Consider the following 26,133-nt stretch of genomic DNA (forward strand, 5'->3'; position numbering starts at 1 on the left):
AGCGCTACATTGATCCGAGGTCACGAACCCTCACGGAAGATCCGCGCGGCGCCCCGTCATCGAGCACCGGGCCCGGGGCCGAGTTGTCGCGGGTCAGATCCCCGCCAATTGCGAGCTCGAGCTCCCCGCGAGCCTCCCAGTATTCGGTGAGCGCATCGACGTATTCGCGCCGCGACCGAAACAGGTCCGCGCGAGCCTCGAGCAGCTGGTAGGTGCCGATCTGCATGCCGTTGTAGCGCTCGAGCGAGAGCGCGACGATCGACTCGACCCGGGGCAGGACCGTGCCCCGGTAGTACTCGACCTTGCGGCGCGCCGTGACCAGTCGCTCACGCCCCACCCGAATCTCGGATCGTGCGTCGATCGCCAGACCTTGGGCATAGTGCTGGGCCTGACGCAGCGTAGCCTGAAGCCGAGCGAAGTCCGCGTGGCCCGGGTTGAAGATCGGCAGCTCCAACGACAGGCTTGGGCCAATCACCCACTCGTGGCCCACGTCGTCCCCGACCTCGTTGCGAGCCTCGACGCCAGCTTCGAGCTGCGGCACCACGCCCGCGCGGCGCAGCCTGATCGCCGCCTGCATCGAGGCAACCTCGAAGCGCGCCGCCGACAGATCGAGCCGGTCGCGAATTCCCCGCTGCTCGAGATCGCTGAGCGTGGCCTCGGATGCGGGGATCTCGGCGAGCGAATGCGCGAGCGTCCACGCGAGGTCCCCGCCCCACAGGCCGAGCTCGCGGTTCAGCTGCTCACGGGCGACGACGAGCTCGAGCTCGGCGTCCGCGAGCGCGAGGCGGGCCTCGTCGAACGCAGCCGCGAACAGCTCACGATCGAGGGGGGCGATGTTCCCCGCTTCGAACTGCCGCGCAGACAGCTCGTCGGAGACCTCCGCAGCCTGGGTCAACCCACGCTGGATCTCCAGTCGCGCCGCGGCGGCCTGAACCCCCACATACGCGAGCTTCACGTCCCGACTGAGCACCAGCGCCTGCTGCCCAACCTGCACGACCGTCTGTCCGAGCCGCGCCTTCGCAATCCGCCGTTTGGCCGGGATCAAGAACACGCTGAGCAGGCTCTGCGACAGCGAGAGGCCCCCGCCGAACCCGTTGCCGAGCGACGAGATCACGAAGTCGCCAGCGATCACGGGGTTCTCGAGCAGGCCCGCCTCGACGAGGTCGGCCTGGGCGATCCCGAGCGCTTCGAGCTTGGCCTGAAATCGACGGTTGTTGAGCAGCGCGAGCCGCAGCGCGTCGTCGAGACTCAGCGGATGCTCGAGCAGCTCGGCGACCCGCGCCTGCACGCGCTCGCGGCTGTCTTTGACGACCTCCAAGGAGATCGCGTCGTCGACTCCGACCCGCGTCGCGACCATGTCGCTGACCTCCGCGCGGGCCTTCGTCGGCTGCAGCGCCGCGCAGCCCGTCGACAGCGACGCCGCGAGGACCACACTCATCACCCCCCTCATGGCTCGACCTCCTCGCTGTCAGCGGGGGTCGCCGCCGTGGTCTTCTTGTGCCCGCCGTGCCCGCCGTGTCCCCCATCGGACTTCAGGGTCTCGCCTGCGAACGCCGAGCGCGTGAACGGATCGGCTGACGGCTGGTAGGCCGGGATCGCCGAGCTGGCGTCGGTCGCGTCGGCGCCAGGCGGCTCCGGAGGCAAGCCCATGCGACAGCCCGCTGACAACATCACCCCCATCAGCGTGGCGCCGATGAAGCTTCGACTACGCGTTGATTCCGTCACGTTTCATTTCCTCTGTGGTTGCAAGATCAGCGACCGTGCCAGGCGGGTGTTTGTACCAACCGGGATCCTGGTTATCGTCCCCAACGTCATGGTCGCGGACCTTCAATAGCGTGAACATGCCGCCCATGGTGATGTAGTCGAAAGGCCCCTTCGCGCCGACCATGGGAAAGCTGTTGGGCGGCACTGGCATGTCCATCTCGCCCATCTCACCCATGCCGTCCATGCCCATGCTCATGTAGCCCGGGACCAAGTGCTGGGCTCGCTTGTCGAGGTCTCCCGGCTCGACGCCGATCATGTTGGGGAGCTCGTGCCCCATCTGGTTCATCACGTGATGGGTCATGTGGCAGTGCATCGCCCAATCGCCCGGTGCGTCGGCCACAAACTCGACGTCCCGCGTGGACCCAACAGCGACCAACACCGTGGTCTCTGGCCACTGGGCCGAGGTTGGCAGGCGCCCGCCGTCTGTCGCCACGACCTTGAAGTAGTAGCCGTGCAGATGAATCGGATGATGATCCATTGCGCTGAGGTTGCCGAAGCGGATTCGGACCCGATCCCCCTTGCGACAGACCAGCGGCGCCGTGCCCGGAAACGCCTTGGCGTTCATGGTCAAGACGTTGAAGTCCGACATCTCGTTGGGGTCGGGCCGCTTGGCCCCCGGCACCAACTTCCATTCGCTCAACATGATGACGAAGTCACGGTCAACCTGGTATTCGCGGGGTGGATTGCGTGGGTGAACGACGATCATCCCCATCATCCCCATGGCCATCTGCGTCATCTCATCGTGATGAGAGTGATACATGAAGGTCCCCGACTGCTTGAAGGTCCACTCGTAGCGAAAGGTCTCGCCAGGTGCGATCGCGCGTTGGCTGAGCCCGCCAACGCCGTCCATTCCGCTCGGCAAGAACACGCCGTGCCAGTGAACGGTCGTCGGCGCCGAGAGGCGGTTCGTCACGTAGACCCGGACCCGGTCGCCTTCGACCGCCTCGATCGTCGGCCCATGAACCGAGCCATTGTAGCCCCAACATCGCGCCCGAACTCCGGGCGCGAACTCGTGGTCGACCTCCTCCGCGATCAGGTGGTAGACCTTCACGCCTTCGACTACGGACCAACTCAACGTGGACCCGCCGGGGGTCAAGGTGGGCTTGTAGTCGCGGCCCGGCGCGCCTGGTGCGAGTGGTCGCGGCTCCCGACCTCCGCTGTAGGTGCTGTCCCAATTGTGGCCTGGTGCAGCTTGGGCCTCTCGGCTTGCGAGCAGTGCGGCGCCACCGGTGAGGGCGGCCCCTGCGAAGACGGCCTGGCGGCGCGTCAGCTTGGGTCGTGTCATGGCGGCGCTGCTCTTCAAGGGCCGTGCCATGCCCCATCGGCGCCCAACGGCGGGCTGGAGGGCTCGCCGCGGCGAACTGTGACTTCCACGGTTACAGTGTGTCGTTGCGAGTCACATTACCTTCAGTCCCAAGATGTGTTGTAACTGCCTCAACCCAGTTCGCGGCGTTGGGCGCCCCGAACATGGGAGCGGCGTGCGACTTGCCGGCGCCGAGCCAAACTGGAATTCCTCGTACGAGGGCGCTTCCATGAACCGATCGATCACCACACGCATTGTTCCCCCCTTGCTTTTCGCGTTGTCCGCTTGTGGTCAGAGCCAGGTGGGCGCGGATGGTGTCGCTGAAGCGGAGACCGGTACAACGGACGGCGACGGCGACGGCGACGGCGACGGCGACGGCGACAGCAACAGCGTCGGCGACGGCGAGCCGATGGGGGTTCCGATCCCGGTGCTCGGAAACGGCTCACACGAGCTCGGGTCCGTCGACGTGACGATCATCTCTACCCCTGCCGACGGCCTGAATTTGCCTTCAACCTCGACGGGAATCTCCTCGACTGGCTCGACACCGACTACCCGCCCGGGATCCTCATGGGCATGACCTTCGACGCCCAAGGGGACATGTGGGTTGCGGACGCGGCAGCCAATCAAATCCGCAGGTTCCCAGCCTCACGCGCGACGTCAGACTACATCAATGATGGCATGTCGGAGCGACAGTCATCACGACAATGTGAGCGCGACATCCAGCACATTATGCTATCCTCAGCTGCCGTGAAAACCAATTCCATTGTCGCTGTACTCGCCGCCTTGGCCGGAACCTCGCTCGCCGTGGGTTGCGACAAGACCGAATCCGAGGTCACCGATGTCCCCACGACCCCGGCGGAGCCCGCGGACGTCGCGGGTGAGCATGCCTGCGGGGACCATGAGGAGGGCGCGTGTGGTGGCACCGCGGACAGTGCGGGCGGCGACGCTGGGCTCGCTACGGCGCGGACCTTCGAGGTCGAGCCCGGCGGCTTCGCAGAGGCGAACTTCAAGATGGATAAGGGCTCGACAATAACGGTGACCTTCAGCAGGGGCACGAGCGACTTCGCATGGAACGTGCACAGCCATGATCACTCGGGTGGTACCCAAAACCACCAAGAGGGGGTGGCTCGCGCAGGAACAGTGGAGTTCAGCGCGCCCGCTGACGGTGTGTTCTCGGTGCTCTGGAAGAACACCGCGACAGCAGCAACCCCGCTCGACGTGTCCATTGACCTCGGCGAAGGTGCCACGATCCACTCTTGGATGCCGGCACAGTAGCCGATCGGCGGGACATCCCGCTGGAATTGACGACCAACGTGACGAAGATGAAGCGAAACATACTGATTTCTCTGGTGGTGTTCCCCATGCTGATGGCCGGCTGCAACGACGCTCCCGAAACCGAAGGCGGAGCTGGTACTGAGACCGAAACCGGCGACGGTGACGGTGACGGTGACGGTGACGGCGACGGCGACGGCGACGGCGACGGCGACGGCGACGGCGACGGCGACGGCACGGGCGATTCGATCAACCCGGTCATCCTCGAAGACATCAACCCCGATGAGAACATCGTCGAGATCAACCTGGTCGCAGAGGTGGCGGAGGTCGAATACGAAGATGGCGCCGCGACCACGGCGTGGACCTACAACGGCGTGATCGGGCCCGCGATCGAGGCCAACGTCGGCGACACGCTAATTGTCCACTTCACCAACAACCTCCCCGACGGCAACGACACCACGGTCCACTGGCACGGCCTCGAAGTCCCAGCGAACATGGATGGGAGCATGATCGCCCAGGAGCCGGTGCCAGCCGGCGGCGAGTTCACCTACGAGTTCGAGCTGCTGCGCGCCTCCACGCACTGGTTTCACCCACACATCCGCGGCAATCAGCAAGTCGAGCTCGGGCTCCAGGGCCTGCTCATCGTCCACGACCCTGAGCAGGATCAGGCGCTCGAGCTCCCCGACCGCGAGCACTGGTTTGTCCTCGACGACGTGCTGCTCGAAGGGGGCCAGGTCGCGCCCCCCTACCCCGAAGATCCGCTCGAGAACGCAATGACCCAGATCAACGGACGCACGGGCAACACCTTGCTCGTCAACGGCAAGGTCGGACAGGAACTCGACGTTCAGATCGGCCGCCCGCAGCGGATTCGAATGGTCAACACCTCGAATACCCGGTTCATGCGGCTGTCGGTTCCCGGCCACACCCTCTATCGTATCGGCGGCGACGCCGGGCTACTCGAACAGGCCATCGCGCTCCCCCCAATCGAACAGGTCGAGGTCGAGGGTCAGATGATCTCCGATCCAGATCTGTCAAAGGGCTTGGTCTTGACGCCCGGGGAGCGAGCCGACGTGGTGTTCATACCCGAAGGCAGCGACGGCGACAGCGTGACGCTCGAGTGGCACGACATGGCGCGCGGGCGCCACACGGCCATGTACAACCCCAACAACATGAACATGATCATGTACGGGGATGACGACACCGACGGCGAGCTGCCGCCAGAGTCGCTCATGACCTTCAACCTGGTCGATCTCGGCCCGGTCGATGGCGCCGCGCCGCCCGACGCCCTCGACGTGATCACGCCGATCATGCACGAGGGAGTCCCGCAAGAGGACGTCATCCGCATCATGTTCGGTCACAACATGCCCGACGTCGATGGCAACATCAACCTCTTCGCGGCCATGATGATGGTCAACATGCAGATGGTAGGCGTGCCCTTTGCCAACTTTACCCCGGACATGGCGCCGACCGTCGAGCCCAACGAGGTTCGCATCATCGAGGTCATCAACAACACCGCCGGGGTCCACAACTTCCACTTGCATGGATTCTTCTTTCAGCCGATCGAGACCGTCTTGATCGATGATCAACAGATGACGGTGGACGTGATCCCGGCCGAATACCTCGAGAACAAAGACACGATTATTTTGCCGGGCCGTCCCGGCGGAATGGGGACGAGCCGATCGATCACGCGCCTGGCCGTGACCTTCTCGGACGAGGGCCGTGAGGGTCAGATCTTCGCTGCGGGCAAGCAGCCCGGTCCGGACTCGTCCGGCGGCTGGCTGTACCACTGCCACCTGCTCGAGCACTCCGATCGCGGCATGGCGGGGTTCCTCCAAGTGGCCCCCCCACCCTGAGCGGCCGGACACAGATCGAGCGGCCCAACCGCCGTGGTGGTAAGACATCCGCGTGACGCGAGAACACCACGCGGCCAACCTCGAGCGTCCAAACGACGACGCGCTGGCGTCGGACCGCTCGCCGATCGCCGACAACCAAGCTTCGCTCGGTCGGCGGATCACCGCGTCGCTGGCTCTGCTGGTCATGATCGCGGGCTTGCTCAGCGCTGGCGTGCTGGTGCTGCATGTCCGCGTGACGGCGGCGCTCGAGGAGACCCATGCAGACGGGCTCGCCGCGCAAGAAGCCCTTGGCCTCACGCTCGCCGTCCGCGAGCACTACCTGCACGAGACCCACACCGTGATCCAGGGCGACCGCGGCCAGGTCGCCCACCACCACGACTGGATCGATGATATCGAGCGGCGCGTCGATCAGCTGCTGCCACGGGTGCCAAGCTCCGAGCGCAGCACCCTGGACGAGCTGCGCGAGACCAGCCAGGCGATCGACGAGCTGTATCGCAGCCGCCTGCTGCCGGCCGCGCTCGCCGGTGACCGCGAGACCGTCCGCCAGCACCAGCGCGAGTCGGAGCTGTTGTTGCGCGGCGCGACCGAGGCCGCCGACGCGATCGTTGACGCCCTCGATCGTCGCGCCGAGCAGACCCGGCGCGAGGCGCTCGAGCTGTCGCGCCTGGCGATCGTCGTTGGGGTCGCGGGGGTTTTGCTGCTCGGCGTCGCCGCGCTGGTGATCGCGGTTCGCTTGCGCCGGGCCGTGCTCGCCCCGCTCGCGCGTCTGAGCGCCGCCGCGCGTCGGTTTGGCGCCGGCGAGTTCGACTTTCGCGTGGGCACCCAGGGCCTCGACACCAGCGAGCTGTCGGCGCTCGGCGGTGCCCTCGATCACATGGCCGTCGAGCTCGAAGCGCGTGAGCAGGAGCTGCTGCGTACCGAGCGGATCGCCGCGATCGGGCAGTTGACCGCCGGCATCGCGCACGAGATCAACAACCCGATCGGCGTCATCCGGGGCTACCTCAAGACCATGATCCCAGCCGTGCCCACGCTCGGGCCCGACGATCAGCAAGAGCTGCTCGAAGAGCTGAAGATCCTCGACGAGGAGGCCGCAGCGTGCCAACGCATCGTCGAGGATCTGCTCGGCTTTGCGCGCGAGCCCGCGCTGGAGTGGCAGCGCGTGCAGATCAGCGAGCTGGTCGACGACGCGGTCCGACGCTTCACCTCGACATTGGCCCACGACCCACCGCCGCAGATCGAGATCGATGTCGACGCGGCCACGCTCGAGCTCGACCCCGTGCGCATGCACCAAGTCCTGGCCAACTTGCTGCGCAACGCCGTCGATGCCAGCCCAAGCTCGGGCGCGAAGCTGCAGCTGCGTGGCCGCGTCCACCCCAACCACTACACGCTCGAGGTCACCGACAACGGCCCGGGGATCGCGGCCGACAAGCGCGAGCGGGTGTTCGAGCCGTTCTTCTCGGAGCGACGTAGTGGCAGCGGGCTCGGCCTCGCCGTCAGCCGTGGCATCGTAGAGGCCCACGGCGGTCGGATCTACGCTGCCCAACCCAGCGCGGGCCAAGGCGCTCGCATCACTCTGGAGATCATGAAATGAGCGCTCTACCCCGCGTGCTGGTCGTCGACGATCGGCCCAACATGCTGCGCCTGGTCCAGAAGATCCTGCGCAGCGACGCGCAGGTCCTGACCGCAGACGACGGCGGCGCCGCGATCGAGCTGCTCGAGCGCGAAGCCGTCGCCGTGGTCCTGTCGGATCTGAAGATGGGCGAAGTCGACGGCCTCGCCGTGCTCGAGGCCTGCAAGCGGATCCAGCCTGGCGCGGTGTTCGTGTTGATGACGGCCTACGCCACGGTCGGGACCGCGATCCAAGCGATGCGGATGGGCGCCTACGACTACCTCTCCAAGCCCTTCGAGCCCGAGGATCTGCGCGCGGTGATCCTGCGCGCGCTCGGTCGCGCTCGCCAAGCCCAAGCCGCTGACGGCCAGGCGGCGGCGCCCGACACCCAGACCATCCTGCCCGGCGTCTACGGTCGCAGCCCAGCCATGTTGGCGCTCGCCACAATGGTCCAGCGGATCGCCCCGACCGACGCGACCGCGCTGATCCTGGGCGAGACCGGCACCGGAAAGGAGCGGGTCGCTCGGGCTCTGCACGCGCTCTCCCCCCGGTCCAGCCGGCGCTTCGTCGCGGTCAACTGCGCGGCGATCCCCGGCGACCTGCTCGAGAGTGAGCTGTTCGGTCACGCCCGCGGCGCGTTCTCGGGGGCGACGCGGGATCGCCCCGGCTTGTTCGAGGACGCCGAGGGCGGCTCCGTGTTTCTCGATGAGATCGGCGACATGCCAGCCAGCTTGCAGGCCAAGCTGACCCGCGCGTTCCAAGAGCGCAGCGTTCGTCGGGTTGGGGAGACCCACGAGCGCAAGATCGACGTGCGCCTGATCGCCGCCACCCACCGCGACATCGAGGGCATGGTCGCGAGCGGGACCTTTCGCGAAGACCTGTGGTATCGCCTCAACGTCGCGCCCTTGCGGCTGCCCCCCCTGCGCGAGCGCAGCGGCGATGTCGAGCTGCTCGCGCGGGTGTTCTTGACCAAGCAAGCCGACAAGCGCGCCAGCCTTGCGACCGCGTTCAGCCCGGCGGCCCTCGACTTGCTGCGCGCGTCGGCGTGGCCGGGCAACGTTCGCCAGCTCGAGGCCGCGATCGAGCGCGCCGCGATCCTTGCAACGGGGCCGGTGATCGACGTTGACGATCTTCCCCCCGAGCTGCGCGTCCACGCGGCGTTCAACCCGGACCTGGGTGAGGACGGCGAGCTGGTCGCGCTGACCTGGCAGCAAGCGGCCGATCGCGCCCGTGACCACATGGCGCCGAACTACCTGCGGGCGGTGCTGAGCGCCGCGCAGGGCAACGTCACGGCCGCGGCCGCGCGCGCGGGCATCGAGCGCGAGAGCTTCTACCGGCTGCTGCGCAAGTATGGGGTCCGGGCCGACAACTTCCGGGACTGAGCGCCCCATCTGACCGCGAAGCGCAGCCCACGGCCCAGTTGCCTGTCGGGAGGCTGTGGGCGGCCAGGCAACGCAAGACCGGGCCAACAGAGTATGCTCCCGCCGTGGCAACGGCCCCCACGCAGTCTAGCGCCGCGAGCAGCCTCAACGTCGCGTACGTCGAGGGCCTCGATCACCTGCGTGGCTTCGCCGCGTTCATGGTCCTGTTCCACCATGGTTTTTGGGTCTCGCTGGGCATGCACTACCCGCCCGCGGTCACGTGGAACAACTGGCCCAAGACCAACAACCCGCTGTTCGCCCCGCTGATCGAGACCCACGTGTTCGTGACGGTGTTCTTCATCGTCAGCGGGTTCATCTTCACGCTGGTCGCGTTCGACAAGCAGCTGTCCTACGCCAAGTACATGCGCAACCGGGTGCTGCGGGTCATGCCCGTGTTCCTGACCGCGCTGTTCTTTGGGATCGCGCTGTTCCCCGATCGCTTCGAGTGGGACGGGTTCTTGGCGACCGTGACGATCTTCGGCGACATGCCGGGCGCGGCGCTGCGCCTGCACCCGGTCACCACCGCGTTTTGGACCGTCGCCGTCGAGTTTCAGTTCTATCTGATCTTCCCGTTCTTGATCGCGATCATGAACGGCCAGGGCAGCAAGCCGCTGGTGTGGATGATCGCCCTGATGCTCGGGCTGCGCACCGTCGGCTTCTTCTTGGGCGACAGCATCCGCGACCTTCACTACTGGCACTTGATCCCCGGCCGGCTCGACGCGTTCTTGGTTGGCATGCTCGGCGCGCGGCTGTACATGCGCTGGCACAACGATCCGCGCGCGGCCAAGCTCGGCCCTAGCAGCCCGTTTTGGCGCGGCGTCGTCACGGCCCTGCGCGAGCACCCGTGGGCCAGCTTTGCCGCCGGCCTGTTCGTGCTGCTTGGCTGGGAGTGGTTCTTGAACCAAAGCGGCGGCTACCCCAAGCAGGCGTGGTGGAAGATCTGGGCCCCAACCTGGGAGTCGCTGGTGTGCCTGTTCGTGGTCCTGACCTACCTTGGGGTCGCCAGCAAGCTGTGGGCGCCGCTCAAGCGCGTGTTCGCGTTCTGCGGGGACATGAGCTTCTCCACCTATATCTGTCACTTCATGATCGTGGGCTTGGTCATTGGTGACCCGCTCGACCGCGGCCGGATGCCGGGCCTGATGCTGCCGCTCACGCAGTGGTTTCCCGGCATCCACCCCATGCTGGACGCAACCCTGAACACCCTGCTCTTGGTGTTTCCGGCTGCGATCGCGCTGTCGCTGCTGTTCTTCCACGGCGTCGAGCGCCCGTTCATGCGCCTGCGGATCCGCTACGTCGAATCCCGCGCGGGCGAGCCATGAGCCGCTGTGCCATGAGGCGTCCATGAAACTGGGCCCCGACGTGACCCCCCGTCGGCGGCAGCCGCCCTCGCAGCTGGAGTACAAGCGCTACCTCGCGTTCGTGCTCGTGGTCGCGGTGATCGGGATCGCGCTGCGCGGGTCGGCCGTGTACGTGGGCCTGATGAGCGACGACTTCATGCAGCTGGGCATGCTGTCGGGCACCTACCCAGGCTCCCACTACGCACCCTTTGATCTCTACGCGTTCTTGCGTCGCGGCGAGCTGATGGTCGCCCACGTGGAGCAGGGCACGGCGCCGTGGTGGTCGGTGCCCGAGCTCCACGGCACGGTGTTTCGGCCGCTCGCTAGCGTGCTCATGTGGCTCGACCACGCGATCGCGCCCGGCAAGGTCGTGATCTGGCACGTCCACTCGATGCTGTGGTTTGGCGCCTCGATCGTCGCGCTTGGCCTCGCAACCAGGCGCTTGCTGCCGCGGTCCGTGGCCATGCTGGCGGTGGTCCTGTATGCGTGTGACGCCGGCATGGTCTCGCCGCTGGCGTGGCTGGCCAATCGCTGCGTGCTGATCTGCGCGACCTTTGGGTTCTTGACGGTCTGGGCCCACGTGCAGTGGCGCGACCCCGATCCCCACACCCCAACCTGGATGCATCGTCGCGGGGGGCTGCTCGTGGGTGTGCTCATGGCCGCCTGCATCAGCGCGGGCGAGTACGGGCTGGGGATCGTGGCCTATCTTGGCGCGTGGGAGCTATTCGTTGGGCACGGCCAGGCCAGGCAGCGGCTGCGCGGCTTGGTGCCCGCGCTGATCCCCGTGCTGCTGTACTTGCTCGCCCACAAGCTGCTCGGCTACGGCACCTTCGGCGCCGAGGTCTACGCGGATCCATTCCACACCCCAAGCGGCTACGCCAAGTGGGCCACCACGCGCATTCCACAATTGATCGCCTCGGCGTTCTGGTCGATCCCGGCCGCGACGATCCACGTGTTTCGCTTTGGCCTGTCCGCGCAGCTCGAGCAGACCTTTGTCCCACCCGATCCAACGATGCAGGACTACCACAGCGCCCACGTGCAGCTGGCGTGGTGGGGGATCGCGGCCGCGATCGTCGTGTTGCTGCTCGCCCGTCACGCCTGGTACGCGGATGAACGCAAGGCCCTGCGCGCCCTCGGTGTGGGCGCCGTGCTCGGGATGCTGCCGGTCGCCGTGGCGCCGCCGCACTCGCGCCTGCTGATCATCGCGCAGCTTGGGGTCTGTGCCATCGTCGCCGCGGCGCTCGTCGCCTGCGTGCGTCTGTTGCTCGGGCGCGCTGGCGTCGCTCCTCTGCAGTCTGGCGCCGGTTCCCCGGTCTGGCCCACGCGGCTGCGCGGGCTGCTGCTGATCCCCTTCGCCGGGCTGCTCGCGTGGCTGCACACGATCGGCGACGTGCGCTGGGGCAACGAATACCTGCGGCATCTCGACGAGCTGCAGGCCGCCAACGTCGCCGCGTTCACGGCCGGCGACCTGCTCTCACAGCCGCTCGAGGGCCGCGACGTCGTGATCCTCAACGGCCCCAGCCAGTCTGTCGGCCTCTACGGCGAGTACGTGTTGCAGAGCCTGGGCCAACCAATGCCCGCGACCTGGCGACCGCTCGCGCTGGGTTGCGACTTTCCAATGGTCGCGACCCGCCCAGCCGACGACACGCTGGAATTGTTCGTCGTGCAAGGCTCGTGGATGCACACCGCTGGTGAGCTGTTCTTTCGCCGCGAGGATCAGCCCCTGTGGGCCGGCGACGTGCTCGAGTACCCCAGCTTGCGCGTAGAGATCCTCGCCGACGACAACGGCCACCCGAGCCGCGTCCTGTTTCGCTTCGACCGCTCCCTCGACGATCCCTCGTTCGTGTTCGTGGTTGCGACCAAGCAAGGCTTGCAGCGCTGGCCCGTCCCGGCTCGCGGCGGACGCAACGTCGTTCCCCTGCCGCGGCTGCCGAAGGCCCCGCCAAAGTAACACCGACCTACAGTTGACGTACGCTCGTGGCGCATGGGACTGCTCGTCGACGGCAAGTGGAAAACCGATTGGTATCAACCCGACGACGAGGGTCGTTTCGTCCGCGACGAGGCGACCTTTCGTCACCAAGTGCGAGCCGACGGCAGCACCCCCTTCGCACCCGCCGCTGACCGCTATCACCTCTTTGTCTCGTGGGCCTGCCCGTGGGCGCACCGGGTGATCATCATGCGTGCGCTCAAAGGTCTCGAGCACGCGATCGACATGTCGGTCGTCGATCACTTCATGGGCGACCAAGGCTGGCGCTTCAACCCGCAGATCGAGGGCGCGACCACCGACAAGGTCCTCGGCTCCCAGTACCTGCGCGAGGTCTACACCGCCGCCGACGACGCGTTCACCGGCCGCGTGACCGTGCCGGTTCTGTGGGACAAGCCGTCTGGCACGATCGTCAACAACGAGTCCCGCGAGATCCTGCGCATGCTCGACCACGAGTTTCGCGGCGTCGCCACCCGCGACGTCGACCTCGCCCCGCCGCACCTGCTCGAGGAGGTCGAGCGGGTCATCGACGCCATCTACAACCCGATCAACAACGGCGTCTACAGGGCTGGCTTCGCAACCACCCAACAGGCCTACGACGAAGCCGTCTCCCAGCTCTTCAAGGCCCTCGACCACTTCGAAGCCGTGCTTGGCGACCAGCCCTGGCTAGCCGGCCCGCAGATCACAGAAGCCGACATCTGCATGTTCACCACGTTGATCCGCTTCGACCTGGTCTACCACACCCACTTCAAGTGCAACCGCAAGCGCATCATCGACTACCCCAATTTATGGGCCTTCGTCCGCGAGATCTACCAGCTCCCCGGCGTCGCCCAGACCTGCAACTTCACCCACATCAAGAGCCACTATTACGCGAGTCACGAGACCATCAACCCCCACCGAATCATCCCCATCGGGCCCAACCTAGAAGACCTCCACCGCCCCCACAATCGCCACGCCAACGCCAGCGCCCACACGACAATCTTCGGGTAATCGACCACCTAAATGGAGAGGTACCCACCCCACTCCAGGCGCCCAGACGAGAGCCCCCTTCGAGGAGGCCACACATCCCCCTGACAACATACGCCCCTTGAGAGCGAGCGAAGCGGGGATCATTTGCAGCCTGAGCGTGTGCGGGGTTCGATGTGCTGATCGGGCAGCGCGCACGACCCGTGAGGGTCTCTCCGGGCACAATAAGAGGGCGTTGCGAGTGCGTCACCGAAGCCACAGCCCGACCTCGTCGACAGCGACCCATGACAACGCAAATTCGCGTCTTGAGCCCTCCGTGCCCGGAGGGACCCTCACGGGTCGTGCGCGCTGCCCGATCAGCACATCGAACCACCGAAATCGGGTGTCAAGGTCACTAGCTCACCGTCCGCGCCGCACCAGTGACCGCAGCGCCTTGATCGAAAATGGCTTCTCCAGGCGCCGAACCTCCGCGCCCCCCGGCAACCGCAGATCCTTCCGAGAGAAGTCCCCCCCGGTCATGAACACCAGCTTTCCAAGCACGTCCGGCCGCTCCACCTCGAGCCGCCGATAGACATCCAAGCCCGACAACTCCGGCAACACCATGTCGCACAAGATCAGATCCCACTCCTCGTTCAAGATCCGCTCGAGCGCCTCACGCCCATTCGACACTGTCGTCACGTCATGCTGCGCGAGCGCGTCGCACACCATCTCGCGGATCAGCGGCTCATCATCGACAACGAGCACCCGCACCGCAGGGACCACGCGGTGTCCATCCGACTCCTCGTGGCTGACCCGCGCCGAAACGCTTGGCACGTCTTCGAGCGCCGACCCCAGCCGCACACGAAAGATCGTGCCGCGATCAACCTCGCTCTCCACCACGATCTCGCCGCCCATCGCCGCCACGATGCTGTGCGAGATCGCCAACCCAATCCCGGTACCTTCGCCGGCCGGCTTGGTCGTGAAGAAGGGCTCGAAGATCCGCTCGCGGACCCGCTCGGGCATGCCACAGCCGGTATCGGAGATCGCTATCTCGACCCGGCCATCTTCGAGATCGCGGGTGTCGACCTTGACCAGGTTGTCGCGCGGCGAGCCTGACTCGATCGCCTGGCCCGCGTTGACCAACAGGTTCAGGAACACCTGCCCAAGCCGGGCCTCACCGCCGCGGGCGTAGCCGGCCGAGCGATACTCACGCTCGACCCGGGCCCGGTGACGGATCTGCACGTCGGCGATCTCGATCGCCGAGTCCAGCAGCGCGTGAACGTCGACGACCTGTCCGTCCTCGTCGTCGGCGCGCCCAAACCGACCAAGATCCCGCACGATCCGACGAACCCGCTCGGTGCCCTCTTGCGCGCGCCCAAGCAGCTCGCGGACACGGGCCCGCGAGGCCGCGACCGCGGCCATGTCGTGGCCGGGCAGCTCGCGCATGCGCACCTGTTTGTCGAACTCGTCGATCAGCAGGCCCAGGTTGCCGATCACCCACGACAGCGGGTTGTTGATCTCGTGGGCGACGCCAACGGTGAGCGTGCCGACCGTGGCGAGGCGATCGGCAAGAAACATCTGGCTCTGGATCCGCCGCTGCCCGCTGACGTCCCGAATGATCGTGATGACTGTGGGCGCGCCGTCGAAGCTCGCGGTGATCGACACGACCTCGCCCACGAAGGTCTCGCCGTCCGGCCGCACGAGCTGCATGTCACGCGGCGGCGCTGGCTCACCGCTACGCAGCATCTCTTCGATCCGGGCCCGGATCGACGCGACCTCGCTGGGGAGCACGTAGTTGAAGATCGAGGTGCCGATCACCTGCTCGGCGTCGGTCAGGCCGAGCTGCCGAACCGCGGCCGGGTTGACGTACACATAGCGGCCCTCGCGATGGACGATGATCGCGTCGGGCGTTGCCTGCAGGACCGAGCGCAAGGTCAGCTCTGATGCCCGCAGGCGGTCGAACACCGCGCGCGGCGGCTCGGTCCCACCTTTGATCCCGGTGCGTGCGACCTCGATTCGGAGCTTGATCGCCGCGGCGCTCACTGGCGCGGTCACGCAGTCGTTCGCGCCAGCGCCGAGCGCCGCCCGAGCGCCGTCGAGCCCGCCGCTCGCGACCATCGCGATGATCCAGCAGCGTGGCTGTTCGCGCCGAACCATCTCGACGCCTTCGAGCCCGGCGCCGTTGGTCTGATCACAAGCGATGATCGCCAACTCAGCCAAGTCGGCGCTCAGCGGCGACGCGTTCGTGGTCGCCAGCTCTTTGACTTCATGTTCGTCACGCAGCGCGCGAGCGAGCACGCTTCGACGCGCCGTGTCGGAGTCGACGATGACTACCCTCATTGTCGCGCGCGCCCTTGGACCACGTGGTCCGACAATACCACCGCCGGTGCCCCACGGCCCCGGCGCGAAGCCGCGCATGCGTCTGGCGTGCGATGGAAGCGCCCGCCGACCCCGGTCGCCAACCAGCTCGCCAACCAGCTCGCCAACCAACCTCTACGGGTACGTGCAGATCCCGACACCCGGCTGCTCTGGAATCTCCTTGCACGTTGACCCAGGCGAGCAGCTGTCGTTGAGCGGATCGCAGACTAGCGCGCAGTGATCCGGGTCCATCGCGCCCTCGAGGATCAGCCCGCACACCGGGTTGGTACCGAGCGGGCCCGCCGGGCAGTCCGCGTCAATGGCACATGGTGCCGAGCAAAGGTCGCCCGTGATCCCGTTGATCGACACCGGGATGCTGGGCATGGCGCACATGTTTGGATCCCATGGATCCGCGCCGCCGCCAGTTGTCGTTGGATCGCCGTCGCCGTCACCGTCGCCGTCGCCGTCCCCACCCCCGAGCGTGCACTCGCCGTTCTCGCAGACGAGCCCCGGAGCGCACTGACCGTTGTTGCAAGGACAGCCAAAGTCGCCGGGCGGACAGCTCGTGTCAGCGTCACCATCGCCGCTGGGATCACCGTCGCCGTCGCCGCTGGTGGTGGTCGGATCGCCGTCACCGTCACCGTCACCGTCACCGTCACCGTCACCGTTGCCAGAGCTCTCGGTCTCTTCTTCTTGGCCATTGTCCGCCGAGCCATTGAAGGTCGCTTGTGTCGAGAACGACCCGAATGACAGGCCACCATCGTCGTCACCGCTCGTACAGCTGAGCGCGGGCAACGAGAACAAGATTGAAGTGACACTGAGTTGAATGACGCGCTTTGACATGACCAAGTCCGCTCCAGGTAGGTTGGATCTCACACACAGTACCACCTGGACCACCGGGTGTTCAGTCGATCTCGCAGCACCATTTTCTGCGACGACACCCCAAGCGGAACTACGTAAGCCACCTCAACGGCGCGGAGGCGCCCAAATCCAGCCGTCTTCGAGCCACAGGTCACCCAATTCATCGACGGCTCGGGCGAGCCGCTCGGGCTGCGCGACGTGGTCGTGGGCGGGCGCTTCGGCCGGTCCAGATGCCGAACCACCGCATTCGACCGCGTCGGGTTCCAGCAAGTCGTCCGGTCCGGTCCAGCCCTCGCGGGCCCAAAAGTAAGCAGTAAAAGCGGACACCACCGCGTGGAACACGTGAACATTGCGAACGACGAGATCGGGCCAGACCCGGTCGAACTCGAGGCCCTCGACGAGCCGGCCAAGCGCCTCGAGCACGGCCGTTCGCCGCTCCCAAGTCTGCGGATCCGAGCCGTGACGGGTCCGTCGCTCCTGGCGAGGCCCAAACAGCCGAATCAAGGTCGCGCGCGGGTGAACCTCGAGCAAGTTCTCGTTGAGGCGCAACCGCGGGGACAGGGCCCGGCGCAGGTACGCTGCCCGGGCGGCGAGTGGCCCCATGCCCTGTCCCAGCGACTCGCGCGGCGCGAGCGTGGCGCGCTCGAGCAGCAGCTCCGTCGCACGCTGGGTGTAGGGCGTGATGGCGGGCTTACCTGGGTCGCTGCGGCCCGTGCGGATCACCAGATAGCCGCCGTGCCGCCGCATCCACGCGACGACCGGAACCGTGCAGGCCTCGATCCCGGGACACTGCAATTGACAGCGGACGCAGGGCGGCAGCGTCAGCGGCGCGTCGATCGCCGTGACCGTGTGCTCATCAACCCACCGGTCGACCCAGCGCAGCAACACCTCGTCACGAAACGGCGCCTCGGCGTCGTCCCCCTCTTCGACCTCACCGCCGCCGCGCTGGCCCCAGCGCGCGCGCGCCTCGGCCAGCGTGATCTTCGGCGCGCCGACACCGTCGAGCTCGAGTCGGGCGACGGCGGTGGTCTTGCCTCGTCCGCCGCCCAAGCTCACGCCAACGAACCGGCGAAATCCCGCTCGGGCGCCGGTTGTTGGACGCGGTGCCGCGGGTGTCAGCGGTGAGCTCACTCGTGGACCGAGGGCATTCGCTCGGCCAAGAAGCGCAGGTAGGCGATCGCAGCCGGGAGCTCCAGCGCAGGCAGCTGCTCGACGAGATCTTTGGCCTTGCTGCGCAGGGTCTCTGTGGGCCCCTCGCCGCGACGCCCAACCGGCTTTTCTAGCGGGACGTCGGGCTCGGTTGGCTGGTCGGGGCTTCCCCACGGCGGGTTCTCGCCAAGCGCGATGTCCTTCGTGCGCAACCAACTATTGATGTAGATGTGCAGCAAGGTCGCGCGATAGCTAAACCAGCGATCTCGCTCGACGGGGTACGACAACAACACGTCTTTGAACCGGCGAAACGCGCCCTTGCCATCGATCGCGAGGACCAACCGGTCGCGCAGCGCCTTGTCTTCGACGGAGGCGACGAAGCGCTCCATCCAGCGGTACTGCTCGCGCGAAGAGGCGGGATCGAGGTGGACGAAGCCCGCGGGGTTGCGCCGGATCGACAGGCGCTTTTCATCGTCCTCGGGCCGGCTGTCGACGATCGTCGCGACTTGGCCAGTCTCGAGATCGAGGTAGCTGTGGGTCTCGGGGGCGTTGTGCTCGAAAGCGGTCTCGAGCGCAGACCAATCAGGTTTGGATGCAGAGGGATCGACACGCATGTTTAATCTTCTTCTTCCTCGAATTGCCGAGCGGACGAACCCAAGTTGGTCAGACAGGGGCCTGAGTGCCGGCTCACAGAGCCAGCGGGGGGATGCTCGGTGTTGTGGTCAGCCGCTGGTCAGGCGGCGGGTCGGTGCTGCGCGGATCAGTCCGCGCCCGGCCAGCATAGATCCTGTCCAAGAGGGCGGGCAAGCACGCTCGCGCCAAAACCGCTGAGTTCGACCGATTTTGGAGCGAAGTCCGCCGCTCGACCCAAGGGCCACGACCTCTGAACAAGTGGCGCGGTCGCCCTCAGAGCGAGCGGCGCAAGCTGGATAGCTCGCGGTGCAGTGCCAGCGCCGAGAGCCGGCCACCTCGCTCGAGCTTGCGCAGCAGATGTTCGAGCTTGGCCTTGGCCTGCATCCACTCGCGCGCCTGCGCAGGTGTCGGACCGTCGCTGTCAGGCTGGCCAAGCGGCTCGCCGGGACCGTAGAGCGACCCGGGACCGAGCTCGGCTCCGCCGCCCAGCTCACCCTCGGCTCCCTCCGCGTGCAGTTGCTCGAGTCGCTCGATCTGCTCGTCGTGGTCCTCGAGCTCGAGCTCGGCGCGCTCGAGCTGGGCCCGCAAGCTGGCGACTTCGGCCTCGAGCAGCTCGACGGGCCGGGCACGCACGTGCTCGAGTTCACCGCGGACGCGCTCGAGCTCCCAGCGCAGTGACTGCTCGCGCGCCAGGGCTTCGTCGAGCCGCGGGCCATCCCCGCCAACGAGCTCGCCCAGCTCTGGAGCGGGCCCACCCGCGAGCGCCCCGATCAGCGCCCCAACTTTGTCCAGCGCCCCAACTTTGTCAGCGTCCGTCCGCGACTGATTCGCCTCGCGGAGCGCGTCGCCCAAGCTCGCAATCCGATCTTCGGCCTGCTCGAGCTGTTCGAGCTGCGCCTGACGCTCGATCGCGTGCATGTCCGTTCGGCGCTGAGCCTCGGCGAGCTGGGCGCGAAGGGCCGCGATCTCCTCGGTCTCGGCCCGCGCGCTGCCGGGCCCCGCGATCTCACGCGGTCCGTCGGGCGTCGCGCTGGGGAGCTCGACGAAGGTCACCCCCTCGCCCGGCGAGCTCCCGCCAATGACCGCGATGAACGCTTCGAACCGAGGAGTGGGCGTGCCCAGCGTGTTGTCGACCTCGATCCCGACTTCGGGATCCGCCTCGCCCCCGCTGCCCCCATCGCCGTCGCCATCGCCGTCGCCGTCGCCAAGCTCGAGGATGGGGCCAAAATCATAGAACGCGACCATGCCCGGCCGCGTGAGCCCATAGATGCGTCCGTCCCCGAACAGCTCCTCGACCAGCCCGGCCAGCTGTTCGTAGGTCTCGTCTTCGTCGTGACCGCAGCTGCGGGTCAGGATCACGCTGCGGGTTGGGTCGTCCTCGGCGCGCTCGCCAAGGATCTCCAGCAAGGCCTCGATCGAGCCTGGGTCGGTGTCGTCGAGGTTGAGCAGGGCGACCTTCCAGTCTTCCTCGCTCGCGAGCTCGACCGCGTCGTCGAGCCCGATGAACACGGTCCCGCTGTGCGCGCGGGCGAAGCTGGCCGCCCGCCGATCATTATGAAGGGCGACCCACGCACTGGCGTCGCCGCCGTCGCCCGGGATCAGCTCCGCCAGCAGGACCGCGAGCGGCCCCTCGATGCCCGCGTGCAGCACCCCCTCGAGTTCGCGGTCGCAGACAATCCGATTACGCCCGCGCCACAGCTGCTCGAGGAACTGATAGCGCGCGGCCCAACGACGCTCGTCGCCCATGGCGCATGAGTCATACCCGGCCCTATCTCGCGAGGCAATGATCGGGCGAGCCCGGCCCTGGACCCCCGTTGCTGGGGTGTGGACGCGATGCTAAGCATGGCGACCTGCGGGCCAGGAGCCGCGCTCGCCATGCAACCCAAGCTTCGCGCCAAGATAGAAAGCATCGCCGAGCGTCACGAGGAGCTCAGCGAAATGATCTGCGACCCCGGGATCATGGCTGACAAGCGGCGCTTCCTCGAGCTGTCGCGCGAGCACGTCGACCTGAGCGCCGTCGCCATGGCGTTCGCGCGCCTGCTCGAGTTCGAGCAGCAGCTCGAACAAGCCCGCGAGCTGCTCGACGACCCCGACATGCGCGAGCTCGCCCAGGACGACATCCGCGAGCTCGAGCAGAGCGTGTCGGACACCACCGCCGAGCTGATGAAGCGGCTCACGCCCAAGGATCCAAACGACGGCAAGAACTCGATCCTCGAGATCCGCGCCGGACCCGGGGGCGACGAGGCCGGCCTGTTCGTCGCGGATCTGTGGCGCATGTACAACCGCTACGCGGAGCGCCACAACCTCACGATCGACCAGGTCGAGTTCTCGGAGAACTCGGCGGGCGGCTTCAAAGAGGTCAGCGGCCGGGTCTGCGGTCGTGACGTCTACGCCAAGCTCAAGTACGAGCGCGGCGTGCATCGGGTCCAGCGGGTCCCAGCGACCGAGTCACAGGGCCGGATTCACACCTCGACCGCGACCGTCGCCGTGATGCCCGAGGCCGAAGAGATCGACATCCACATCGATCCAAGCGACCTCGAATTCACGGCGATGCGCTCGAGCGGCTCGGGCGGCCAGCACGTCAACACCACCGACTCCGCGGTCCGCGTGGTCCACGGTCCAACCGGCATCGCGGTCCGCTGTGACCAAGAAAAGTCGCAGATCAAGAACCGCGAGCTGGCCCTGCAGCGGCTGCGCTCGAAGCTGCTCGAGATCGAGATCGAGAAGGCCGAGACCGAGCGCGCCGCCAATCGCCGCCAGCAGATCGGCACCGGCGATCGCTCCGAGAAGATCCGCACCTACAACTATCCGCAGGACCGTGTCACCGACCACCGCATTGGCGTGACCCGGCACAACCTCTCGGGCTTCATGGACGGCGACATCGACGACATCCTCGCCAGCCTGCGCCAAGACGAAGAGGCCGCGCGCATGAGCGAGATGGCCGGGGGCTGACGTTGAAGCAGTCGGTCAACGTCGAGATCGCTGGGCAGACGCTGTCGATCCGCAGCGACGAGGGCCCCGAGTATGTCCAAGAGCTGGCCGACTACGTCGACGCCCACCTGCGCGAGCTGAGCGGGAGCCGGCGCAGCTTCTCGCTGCAGCGCGTCGCGCTGCTGGTCGCGATGCAGATCGCCGACGAGTTGTTTCGTGAGAAGGATCTGCGCCAGCGCTACCGGGCCCGCGTCGAAGCCCGGCTCGCGGGGCTCGAGGCCGCGTTCGCGGCCCACGAGGCCCAGCTAAACGCGCTCGAGTCCGGTGATCCGAGCGCCTCATGACCCCCACAGCCGCCTTCGCACCTCGGGGTCACTCGCTTCGCTCGCTCCCAAGGGGCCGTTTGTTCGCAGGGGCATGATTGGCCCCCTAGAAGGGGGCTCTCGTCTGGGCACCTGGAGCTGGGTGGGGGGCTCTTCATTTACGTGGTCGATTATGACCCCCACAGCCGCCTTCGCACTTCGCGGTCACTCGCTTCGCTCGCTCCCAAGGGGCCGTTTGTTCGCAGGGGCATGATTGGCCCCCTAGAAGGGGGCTCTCGTCTGGGCACCTGGAGCTGGGTGGGGGGCTCTTCATTTACGTGGTCGATTATGACCCCCACAGCCGCCTTCGCACTTCGCGGTCACTCGCTTCGCTCGCTCCCAAGGGGCCGTTTGTTCGCAGGGGCATGATTGGCCCCCTAGAAGGGGGCTCTCGTCTGACCACCTGGCGTTGGGTGGGTGCCTCTCCATTTACGTGGTCGATTATGACCCCCACAGCCGCCTTCGCACCTCGGGGTCACTCGCTTCGCTCGCTCCCAACGGGCCGTTTGTTCGCATCCGCATGTGTGGCCCCCTCGAAGGGGGCCCTTGTCTGGGCACCTGGAGCTGGGTGGGGGGCTCTCCATTTACGTGGTCGGCTATGACACCCATGGGAGCTTGGACTTCGCCGACCGCAGCCGCTGGCGCGTCGGGTCACTTCGCTCCTCGGGCGATGTCCGGGGCGACTGGCGGATGAACATCCCGTAGACTCCAGCAAATGCCCGCCCCCAGCGAGCAACCTCAGTCTCCCGCACTCCGGGTCCTGATCGAGCGCGGCTTCTTCGAGGCTGCGTCCGATCTCGCAGCGATCGACGCCGCGATGCAGGCCGGGATGGTGACCTTTTACAACGGCTACGATCCAACCGCGGCGTCGTTGCACGCGGGCAGCCTGCTGACGATCATGGCCGCCCGGCACCTGCAGCGTCACGGTCACCGACCGCTGATGCTGCTTGGTGGCGCGACCGCCCGGGTCGGAGATCCTTCGGGCCGCAGCGAGACCCGCAAGATGCTCGACGATCAGCAGATCGGCAGCAACCTCGCTTCGCTGCAGCGGCAGTTCGCCCGGTTTCTGCACTTCGACAGCGGCGCGCCCAACGACGCGCAGGTGATCGACAACAACGACTGGCTGTCGGGCCTGCGCTACATCGAGTTCATCCGTGACATCGGCCGGCACTTCACGGTCAACCGCATGATCGCGGCCAAGACCTACCGCGAGCGGCTCGAGTCCGAGCAACCGCTGTCGTTCCTCGAGTTCAACTACCAGCTGCTGCAGGCCTACGACTTCCTGCACCTGCACCGCGAGTTCGACTGCAGCCTGCAAGTGGGCGGCGCGGATCAGTGGGGCAACATGATCTCGGGCGTCGAGCTGATCCGTCGGGTCGGCGCGGAGCAAGACGAGAGCGATCGGCCCGACACGGCCCACTGCCTGACCTACCCGCTGCTGATCACCGCCGACGGCAGCAAGATGGGCAAGACCGCCAAGGGCGCGGTGTGGCTCGACCCCGAGCTGTGCTCGCCCTTCGACTACTTCCAGTACTGGATCAACTGCCACGACCGCGACGTAGAGATGCTGCTGCGGCTGTTCACCGAGCTCCCGCTCGAGCAGATCACGGAGCTCGCTCGCCACGAGGGCGCCGCGCTCAAGCAGGCCAAGGACACGCTGGCGTTCGAGGCGACCAAGCTGCTGCATGGCGAAGACGAGGCCGAGCGGGCCCGCCGGGCCACGGTCCAAGCGTTTGGCAGCGGCGAAGACTGGAGCGCGTTGCCGTGCATCGAGATCGACGTGCCGGAGCTGCGGCTGATCGATCTGGTCGTTCACGAGAGCATCGGGGGGTTCAAGTCCAAGCGTGATGCTCGTGAGCGCATCAAGTCTGGGGCGGTCAAGATCGACGGCGAGCCGGCGGTCGATCACGCCGAGCTGATCACGCCCGCGCGCTGCGGCGACGATGGCCTGCGTCTGCAGATCGGCCGCAAGAAGCGCTTCCGCGTGAAGCTGAAGTGAGGCGGTCCCCAGCCGGAGCTGAGCGGGGGCGCGACGGTCGAGACGAGCGCCCCTTAGCTCACACGCTCGCGCGCGGTCTCGTGCCCGAAACATGTCGGCGTGCCCCCCGTACTCGGGTTCACGTGACTGTCCCAACGACCCGCCGGCCCTCAGCGCGCTGCCAAGGCCGCCTGCGAGCCCGATTTGCGCGCCGCCCTTGCGCCCTGCGATTGCCGACTTAGAAATCTCTGCCTGCATGGATCCTTCGATTACGTCCACGGTCGTCCGCGCGCTCCCGACTCATGAGGGGGCCGGTGCGGGAGCCGGCGTCGACCTCTCGCTCCTCAAAGACGAGCTCGAGCAGGTCGCCATCGAGGCCCTCGACGCACGGATGCGGGGTGTGAACCTCGATGTCGCCGTCCACGACCCGCGCTTCCCCCACCTGATTGAATTTCACGAAGGCCTGCGCGACGCCCTGCTCGTCGAGATCCCGCGAGAGCTGCAGCCCTGGGTCGCCGCGATCGGCGGCGAAGCGGTCGAGCGCAGGCTGTCACCTTCGGCCAAGCCCAAGAGCGCCCGCAAGGCCGCCGAGCTGCAAGCCCAGTCGCAGGCCGTCGCCGGGCGCCTGTCCAGCCTTCACACCGATCTGTTCGCGCGCGCATTTGGGGCCGATCCTGCCAGCGCAGGAGACGGCCCCGAGCAATTGCAGGCCGCGCTGAGCGAGCTGTTGCTGTTCGAGTCGGTGCGCCTGCAGTTGCTGGTCACCACGTGGAGCTCGACCGAGTTCGAGTCGCTCGGCGGCGACGAGCAAGCCGTTGACGAGATCGCGTGGACCGAGGTCGAGGCGATGCTGCTCGAGCCGGCGCTGACCGAAGAGGACATGCGCCCGCTGCCGGTCATGGTCGCGGCGAGCAACGTCGCGCTCGCTCGCGACGCCGCCGATCGGGCCGAGGCGCTGCGCATGGTCGGTGAGGACGAGCGCGAGACCCTGCGCATGCGCGCGCGCCTGCGGGCCGCCCTGCGCGAGCTTCGGCTGGCCGAGTCCGTGTTGCTGGAGAACGCGCTGGCTGGCTTGCTGGGCGAAGATCGGGTCGAGCTCTTGGACTTGCAGGCAAACCGCCCGGTCGCCCTCGATGGGCTCAGCCGCCAGGCCATGGATCAACGAGTGTCTCGCGGCCGGCGGGCGCTGACCCAGGGCCCCGACAGCTGGCCCAGCCGTCGGCGACCCGCGCTCTTCGATCTGCTTCGCCACCGCACGCTGGGCGACGAACACGGCACCGAACTGGGCACTGAACTGGGTCACGAACTGGGCGACGAAGCCTGAGCGGACGCGCCCTGAGCAGACGCGGCCTAACGAAACCGCGCCGGGCGTGGCGCCGATCCAGTATCCTCGGCACATGCCAGCCGCCGTGCGCAGAACAATCCTGTTCGCGGTGACGCTGAGCCTCTCTGCTCTCAGCTCGGGCGAGGGCTTCTCGGCCGCTTGCGGACGCCTTCATGGACTGGCTCACCGCGGGCAGCGAATCGCGTGGGCGGTCCCGCCACCCAGGCTCGACGGTTCGCCACCTGCGCCGGTCGAGGGGCCCCGGCTCGCGCCGGATCCCGAATCGCAAGACGACGCCGAGCTGCCGCCCGTGCCGCCGCCGTCGATCGACCCCGAGCCAACTTCGGGGATCGAGTTCGCCGTGCCGCCACCAGCAGCGTCAGCGCCCGAGCTCGAGCCCACCCAGGATCCGCTCGCGGCCCGACCTGAAACCATCGAAGAGCGCCGCGACCCAGACCGCGCGCCGCCGAGCGGCAATTGGCTGCTGGTGTCCGGCGGCTCCGCGCTGCCCCTGGCCGCCCTCGCCGGCGGCTACTTCGTGTGGATGGCTCGCACAGGCGCGGCGCCCGGTAGCAACACGAAGCCGCAAGTCACCTCGATCGCAATCGCCACAGCAGGGATCTCGCTCTACGGGGCCATCGCGCTGAGCGTCGGTGGATATCGCAACTACCAGCTGCAGCGCTGGGCCCAACGTCACCGCGTGATAGCGCTGCCTCAAGGCGACGGCCTGATCACGGGTGGGATGCTGGCGCTGTTCTCCGCGGCTCCCCTCGTGCCGGTCGGGCTCTCGCTGGGGTCGGTCTCGAGCGCGCTGAGCGTGACGATGGTGGCCACGTCGATCACGCTATCCGCGGTCGGCGGCCCCGTCATGCTGGCGATCGGCGCCAAGCGCCTGAGTCACTACCGCGAGACCGGCGGCTGGCGTCGGCGAGCCCCCAGCATCGTCGGTCGCCCGCCGGGCCAGTCGATCCCCTTGGTCCCCACGATCGTGCCCTCGATCGTGCCCTCGAAGGAGGGCGTCACGCTGGGCGTCGCCGGCCAATTTTGAC

21 protein-coding genes are annotated in these 26,133 nt (G+C 67.2%); 13 read left to right on the forward strand and 8 right to left on the reverse strand.

The features are described from left to right. Positions 1-4: 4 nt before the first annotated feature. Genes DB30_RS15150 through DB30_RS15160 form a run of 3 tightly spaced genes read right to left on the reverse strand, consistent with a single transcriptional unit; the run spans position 5 to position 3,049 of the window. Positions 5-1,438, reverse strand: coding sequence for a TolC family protein (locus tag DB30_RS15150; protein WP_165703776.1), 1,434 nt, complete (start codon positions 1,436-1,438; stop codon positions 5-7). Between the two features lie 8 nt (positions 1,439-1,446). Then, entirely contained in the window at positions 1,447-1,725 is a 279-nt protein-coding gene (locus tag DB30_RS15155) for a hypothetical protein (protein ID WP_146659016.1), read from the reverse strand. Next, positions 1,706-3,049 carry a multicopper oxidase family protein gene (locus DB30_RS15160; protein ID WP_146659018.1) on the reverse strand — a complete coding sequence of 448 codons (1,344 nt, stop codon included), beginning with the start codon at positions 3,047-3,049 and terminating at the stop codon, positions 1,706-1,708. The genes DB30_RS15155 and DB30_RS15160 overlap by 20 nt, the downstream gene beginning before the upstream one ends. 319 nt (positions 3,050-3,368) lie before the next feature. Here DB30_RS15160 and DB30_RS15165 point away from each other — a divergent pair, with 319 nt between their 5' ends. The 8 genes from DB30_RS15165 (at position 3,369) to DB30_RS15200 (ending at position 13,533) form a co-directional block, all read left to right on the forward strand. Beyond that, positions 3,369-3,644, forward strand: coding sequence for a hypothetical protein (locus tag DB30_RS15165; RefSeq protein ID WP_153258332.1), 276 nt, complete (start codon positions 3,369-3,371; stop codon positions 3,642-3,644). Continuing rightward, complete coding sequence (locus DB30_RS15170) at positions 3,641-4,342, forward strand: emp24/gp25L/p24 family protein (RefSeq protein ID WP_146659022.1); 702 nt, start codon at positions 3,641-3,643, stop codon at positions 4,340-4,342. Before DB30_RS15165 ends, DB30_RS15170 begins: the two co-directional genes overlap by 4 nt. 47 nt (positions 4,343-4,389) lie before the next feature. Then, a complete protein-coding gene (locus DB30_RS15175; protein WP_146659023.1) occupies positions 4,390-6,192 on the forward strand; it encodes a multicopper oxidase family protein in 1,803 nt (600 codons plus the stop codon). Positions 6,193-6,244: 52 nt separating this feature from the next. Next, the gene (locus DB30_RS15180; protein WP_052549440.1) at positions 6,245-7,783 is read left to right on the forward strand and encodes a sensor histidine kinase; all 1,539 of its coding nucleotides are present in this window, start codon (positions 6,245-6,247) and stop codon (positions 7,781-7,783) included. Further along, a complete protein-coding gene (locus DB30_RS15185; RefSeq protein WP_052549442.1) occupies positions 7,780-9,183 on the forward strand; it encodes a sigma-54-dependent transcriptional regulator in 1,404 nt (467 codons plus the stop codon). Before DB30_RS15180 ends, DB30_RS15185 begins: the two co-directional genes overlap by 4 nt. Positions 9,184-9,287: 104 nt before the next feature. Next, positions 9,288-10,541 (forward strand): acyltransferase family protein, encoded by a 1,254-nt coding sequence (locus tag DB30_RS15190; protein ID WP_052549444.1) that lies wholly within the window; start codon positions 9,288-9,290, stop codon positions 10,539-10,541. Positions 10,542-10,563: 22 nt separating this feature from the next. Then, positions 10,564-12,510: a hypothetical protein gene (locus DB30_RS15195; protein WP_052549447.1), complete on the forward strand. Its 1,947-nt coding sequence runs from the start codon at positions 10,564-10,566 to the stop codon at positions 12,508-12,510. Between the two features lie 33 nt (positions 12,511-12,543). After that, positions 12,544-13,533, forward strand: a complete 990-nt coding sequence (locus DB30_RS15200; protein WP_052549449.1) for a glutathione S-transferase family protein — start codon at positions 12,544-12,546, stop codon at positions 13,531-13,533. Positions 13,534-13,908: 375 nt separating this feature from the next. Here the strand turns inward: DB30_RS15200 and DB30_RS15205 are convergent, their stop codons facing one another. The 5 genes from DB30_RS15205 to DB30_RS15230 form a co-directional block, all read right to left on the reverse strand. Next, positions 13,909-15,828: an ATP-binding protein gene (locus DB30_RS15205; RefSeq protein ID WP_165703777.1), complete on the reverse strand. Its 1,920-nt coding sequence runs from the start codon at positions 15,826-15,828 to the stop codon at positions 13,909-13,911. A gap of 153 nt (positions 15,829-15,981) precedes the next feature. Next, complete coding sequence (locus DB30_RS41455; protein ID WP_205632989.1) at positions 15,982-16,689, reverse strand: hypothetical protein; 708 nt, start codon at positions 16,687-16,689, stop codon at positions 15,982-15,984. A gap of 123 nt (positions 16,690-16,812) precedes the next feature. Next, a complete protein-coding gene (locus tag DB30_RS15220; protein ID WP_146659027.1) occupies positions 16,813-17,838 on the reverse strand; it encodes a DUF429 domain-containing protein in 1,026 nt (341 codons plus the stop codon). Continuing rightward, positions 17,835-18,470 carry a UPF0158 family protein gene (locus DB30_RS15225; RefSeq protein ID WP_052549456.1) on the reverse strand — a complete coding sequence of 212 codons (636 nt, stop codon included), beginning with the start codon at positions 18,468-18,470 and terminating at the stop codon, positions 17,835-17,837. The genes DB30_RS15220 and DB30_RS15225 overlap by 4 nt, the downstream gene beginning before the upstream one ends. A gap of 292 nt (positions 18,471-18,762) precedes the next feature. Continuing rightward, complete coding sequence (locus DB30_RS15230) at positions 18,763-20,235, reverse strand: hypothetical protein (protein ID WP_052549457.1); 1,473 nt, start codon at positions 20,233-20,235, stop codon at positions 18,763-18,765. Positions 20,236-20,364: 129 nt separating this feature from the next. On the opposite strand from DB30_RS15230, the gene prfA reads away from it, so the two are divergent. From prfA to DB30_RS15255, 5 genes are all read left to right on the forward strand, one after another. Then, a complete protein-coding gene (gene prfA / locus DB30_RS15235; RefSeq protein WP_052549519.1) occupies positions 20,365-21,441 on the forward strand; it encodes a peptide chain release factor 1 in 1,077 nt (358 codons plus the stop codon). Positions 21,442-21,443: 2 nt separating this feature from the next. Further along, the gene (locus DB30_RS15240; protein WP_052549459.1) at positions 21,444-21,764 is read left to right on the forward strand and encodes a cell division protein ZapA; all 321 of its coding nucleotides are present in this window, start codon (positions 21,444-21,446) and stop codon (positions 21,762-21,764) included. A 733-nt stretch (positions 21,765-22,497) separates the two neighbouring features. Next, the gene (gene tyrS / locus DB30_RS15245) at positions 22,498-23,781 is read left to right on the forward strand and encodes a tyrosine--tRNA ligase (protein WP_146659033.1); all 1,284 of its coding nucleotides are present in this window, start codon (positions 22,498-22,500) and stop codon (positions 23,779-23,781) included. Between the two features lie 235 nt (positions 23,782-24,016). Next, positions 24,017-25,084, forward strand: coding sequence for a hypothetical protein (locus DB30_RS15250; RefSeq protein WP_052549461.1), 1,068 nt, complete (start codon positions 24,017-24,019; stop codon positions 25,082-25,084). Positions 25,085-25,157: 73 nt separating this feature from the next. Continuing rightward, complete coding sequence (locus DB30_RS15255; RefSeq protein WP_052549465.1) at positions 25,158-26,132, forward strand: hypothetical protein; 975 nt, start codon at positions 25,158-25,160, stop codon at positions 26,130-26,132. The last annotated feature ends 1 nt before the right edge of the window (position 26,133 follow it).

The organism is Enhygromyxa salina (assembly GCF_000737335.2).
Lineage (GTDB): Bacteria > Myxococcota_A > Polyangia > Nannocystales > Nannocystaceae > Plesiocystis > Plesiocystis salina_C.

What these genes read in the sequence shown, in the direction of transcription:
- DB30_RS15150 (WP_165703776.1), bottom strand. Translation starts at nt 1,438, where the DNA reads ATGAGTGTGGTCCTCGCGGCGTCGCTGTCGACGGGCTGCGCGGCGCTG.
- DB30_RS15160 (WP_146659018.1), bottom strand. Translation starts at nt 3,049, where the DNA reads ATGACACGACCCAAGCTGACGCGCCGCCAGGCCGTCTTCGCAGGGGCC.
- DB30_RS15170 (WP_146659022.1), top strand. Translation starts at nt 3,641, where the DNA reads ATGACCTTCGACGCCCAAGGGGACATGTGGGTTGCGGACGCGGCAGCC.
- DB30_RS15175 (WP_146659023.1), top strand. Translation starts at nt 4,390, where the DNA reads ATGAAGCGAAACATACTGATTTCTCTGGTGGTGTTCCCCATGCTGATG.
- DB30_RS15185 (WP_052549442.1), top strand. Translation starts at nt 7,780, where the DNA reads ATGAGCGCTCTACCCCGCGTGCTGGTCGTCGACGATCGGCCCAACATG.
- DB30_RS15195 (WP_052549447.1), top strand. Translation starts at nt 10,564, where the DNA reads ATGAAACTGGGCCCCGACGTGACCCCCCGTCGGCGGCAGCCGCCCTCG.
- DB30_RS15200 (WP_052549449.1), top strand. Translation starts at nt 12,544, where the DNA reads ATGGGACTGCTCGTCGACGGCAAGTGGAAAACCGATTGGTATCAACCC.
- DB30_RS15205 (WP_165703777.1), bottom strand. Translation starts at nt 15,828, where the DNA reads ATGAGGGTAGTCATCGTCGACTCCGACACGGCGCGTCGAAGCGTGCTC.
- DB30_RS41455 (WP_205632989.1), bottom strand. Translation starts at nt 16,689, where the DNA reads ATGTCAAAGCGCGTCATTCAACTCAGTGTCACTTCAATCTTGTTCTCG.
- DB30_RS15225 (WP_052549456.1), bottom strand. Translation starts at nt 18,470, where the DNA reads ATGCGTGTCGATCCCTCTGCATCCAAACCTGATTGGTCTGCGCTCGAG.
- DB30_RS15230 (WP_052549457.1), bottom strand. Translation starts at nt 20,235, where the DNA reads ATGGGCGACGAGCGTCGTTGGGCCGCGCGCTATCAGTTCCTCGAGCAG.
- prfA (WP_052549519.1), top strand. Translation starts at nt 20,365, where the DNA reads ATGCAACCCAAGCTTCGCGCCAAGATAGAAAGCATCGCCGAGCGTCAC.
- tyrS (WP_146659033.1), top strand. Translation starts at nt 22,498, where the DNA reads ATGCCCGCCCCCAGCGAGCAACCTCAGTCTCCCGCACTCCGGGTCCTG.
- DB30_RS15250 (WP_052549461.1), top strand. Translation starts at nt 24,017, where the DNA reads ATGGATCCTTCGATTACGTCCACGGTCGTCCGCGCGCTCCCGACTCAT.
- DB30_RS15255 (WP_052549465.1), top strand. Translation starts at nt 25,158, where the DNA reads ATGCCAGCCGCCGTGCGCAGAACAATCCTGTTCGCGGTGACGCTGAGC.